This window comes from Burkholderia sp. Ac-20379 (assembly GCF_017104645.1).
Classification (GTDB): Bacteria; Pseudomonadota; Gammaproteobacteria; order Burkholderiales; family Burkholderiaceae; genus Burkholderia.
Window position 1 is genome coordinate 1 of record NZ_JAAGPF010000568.1, and the last position, 2,192, is coordinate 2,192.

2 protein-coding genes and 1 pseudogene are annotated in these 2,192 nt (G+C 67.1%); all 3 read right to left on the bottom strand.

What is annotated here, in order from left to right; translation table 11 throughout:
* Nucleotides 1-166 (bottom strand): annotated as a pseudogene (locus tag G3N92_RS35240) (ribokinase); the annotation flags it as partial.
* Complete coding sequence (locus G3N92_RS32790) at nt 163-1,239, bottom strand: LacI family DNA-binding transcriptional regulator (RefSeq protein WP_206131675.1); 1,077 nt, start codon at nt 1,237-1,239, stop codon at nt 163-165. The gene G3N92_RS32790 and the pseudogene G3N92_RS35240, both read right to left, overlap by 4 nt.
* Nucleotides 1,240-1,264: 25 nt before the next feature.
* Nucleotides 1,265-2,192, bottom strand: a 928-nt coding sequence (locus G3N92_RS32795; RefSeq protein WP_241015175.1) for an ABC transporter permease, incomplete at its 5' end; no start/stop codon positions are given.

The following is a 2,192-nucleotide window of genomic DNA, read 5'->3' on the forward strand; positions in this document are numbered from 1 at the left end:
TCGCCTGATTGCCGCCCTTGCCGCCGGCCGCCTGGGCATAACCGCTGCCCGTCAGCGTCTCGCCGGGCTTGGGCAGGCGCGGGGCGCGCACCACCAGATCCATGTTGAGGCTGCCGACCACGAGCACGCGCCCGCTCGCCCGGCCGCCAAGCGACGCGCCGCTCATGCGCAGCCGCCTCCGGCGGCCCCCGAGGCGGCCGATGCATCGGACACCGTGGCCGAAGCGGCCGGCACGCCGCGATACGGCGCGGTGGATTCGCGCAGCACCAGCCGTGGCGACACCACGCGCCGGCGCTTGGTCGGCGCGGCCGCGCCGGCGGAAATGCGCTCGATCAGCGTTTGCGCGGCGATCTCGCCGAGCGCGCGCACCGACTGGCCCACCGTGGACAGCGCCGGATACGTGTAGCTCGACATCTCGATATCGTCGAAGCCGATGATCGAACAGTCGGCCGGCACGCGCAGCCCGCGCTCGGCGGCCGCGCGCAGCGCGCCGATGCCCATCTGATCGTTGCCGGCAAAGATCGCGGTGGGCCTGAGCGTGCCGAACAACTGGCCCGCCGCGCGATAGCCGCCGAGGCACGAGAAATCGCCCTCTGCGATCGCACCGGGCACGATCTCGATGCCGCGCTCGGCCATCGCCCGGATGAAGCCGTGCACGCGCATCGCGCTGACGGCCGTATCGACCGGGCCGGTGATGCAGCCGATCCGCGAATGCCCGAGTTCGAGCAGGTGCCGCGTGGCCAGATAGGCGCCGCGCTCGTGGTCGATCTGCACCAGATCGGCCGAGAGGCCTTCGATGTTGCGGTCGACGATCACGAGCGGCTCGCGCGAATCGGCCAGTGTCTGGGCCAGCACGGCGTCCTCGCCGGCCGATGCGATGATCAGGCCGTCGATGCGTTTTTCCTGGAGAACGCGCAGATAATTGCGCTGTTTGACCGGATCGTCGTCGGAATTGCAGAAAAACACGCAGTAACCGCGCGCGACGCATTGATCTTCGATGCCGCGCGCCAGTTCGGCGAAATACGGGTTGGTGCTGTTCGGCACCACGAGGCCGATGGTGGCCGTCGAGCGCGCCTTCAGGGATCGTGCGACCGCCGACGGGACGTAGTTGAGCTGGACGATCGCCCGCTCCACCTTCGCCCGCACATCGGCCGACACGGGCCGCGAATTGTTCACCACGTGCGACACGGTGGTAAACGACACGCCTGCCATGGCCGCCACATCCTTGATCGTCGCCATTCTTGAAGCCCTCTGGTCTATCTTTTTAGGTACGCGACCGGCGGCTGCGATACGTGTCGAGCACAACGGCAACGACGATCACGGCCCCGGTGATGATGCGCTTGGTCGGTTCGTTCGCGCCGATTTGTGCCAGCCCCGCCGCGAGCACCGATATGATCAGCACGCCAAAAAACGTGCTGATGACGGAACCGCGCCCGCCCATCAGGCTCGTGCCGCCGATCACCACGGCCGCAATCACCTGAAGTTCGAGCCCGACGCCGGCATTCGGATCGGCCGCTTCGAGCCGCGAGATCTGGAACAGCGCGGCAAGCCCCGCCAGCGCCCCCATCAACGCAAACACGATGATTTTATACGGACGCGGGTTCACTCCTGCAAGCCTTACTGCTTCTTCGTTGGTACCGATCCCCACGAGATAGCGTCCGAACACCGTACGAGTTAGCACGAACTGGGCCACGATCATCACCGCCACCGCGATCACGAAGGCCGGCGAGATGCCGAACGCGAACGGATTCGAGAGGAAATCGAACGCGTCGCCGATGTAGGCGGTACGCGAATTCGTGAGCTGATACGCCACGCCGCGCGCCGCCTCCAGCACGCCGAGCGAGACGATGAACGACGGAATCCGCCAGCCCACCGTGACCGCGCCCGTCAACATGCCGGTGAACGCCGCGGCGACCATGCCGAGCAGCGCAGACGGCAGCGGCCCCCAGTGCCACTTGAGCGCGGCCACGCTGACGAACGAGGCCGCCAGCGCCAGCACCGAGCCGACCGACAGGTCGATCCCGGCGATGATCAGCACGAACGTCATGCCGACCGACATCACGACCAGGTCGGGGATCTGGTTGGCGATGGTGCTGAACGTGTCGTAGGTCAGGAAGTGCGAGCTCAGCGTCGAGAACAGCGCGATCATGGCCAGCAGCGCGCCGGCCAGGCCGAGGTAGTTGGACAACCCG

What these genes read in the sequence shown, in the direction of transcription:
- G3N92_RS32790 (WP_206131675.1), bottom strand. Translation starts at nt 1,239, where the DNA reads ATGGCGACGATCAAGGATGTGGCGGCCATGGCAGGCGTGTCGTTTACC.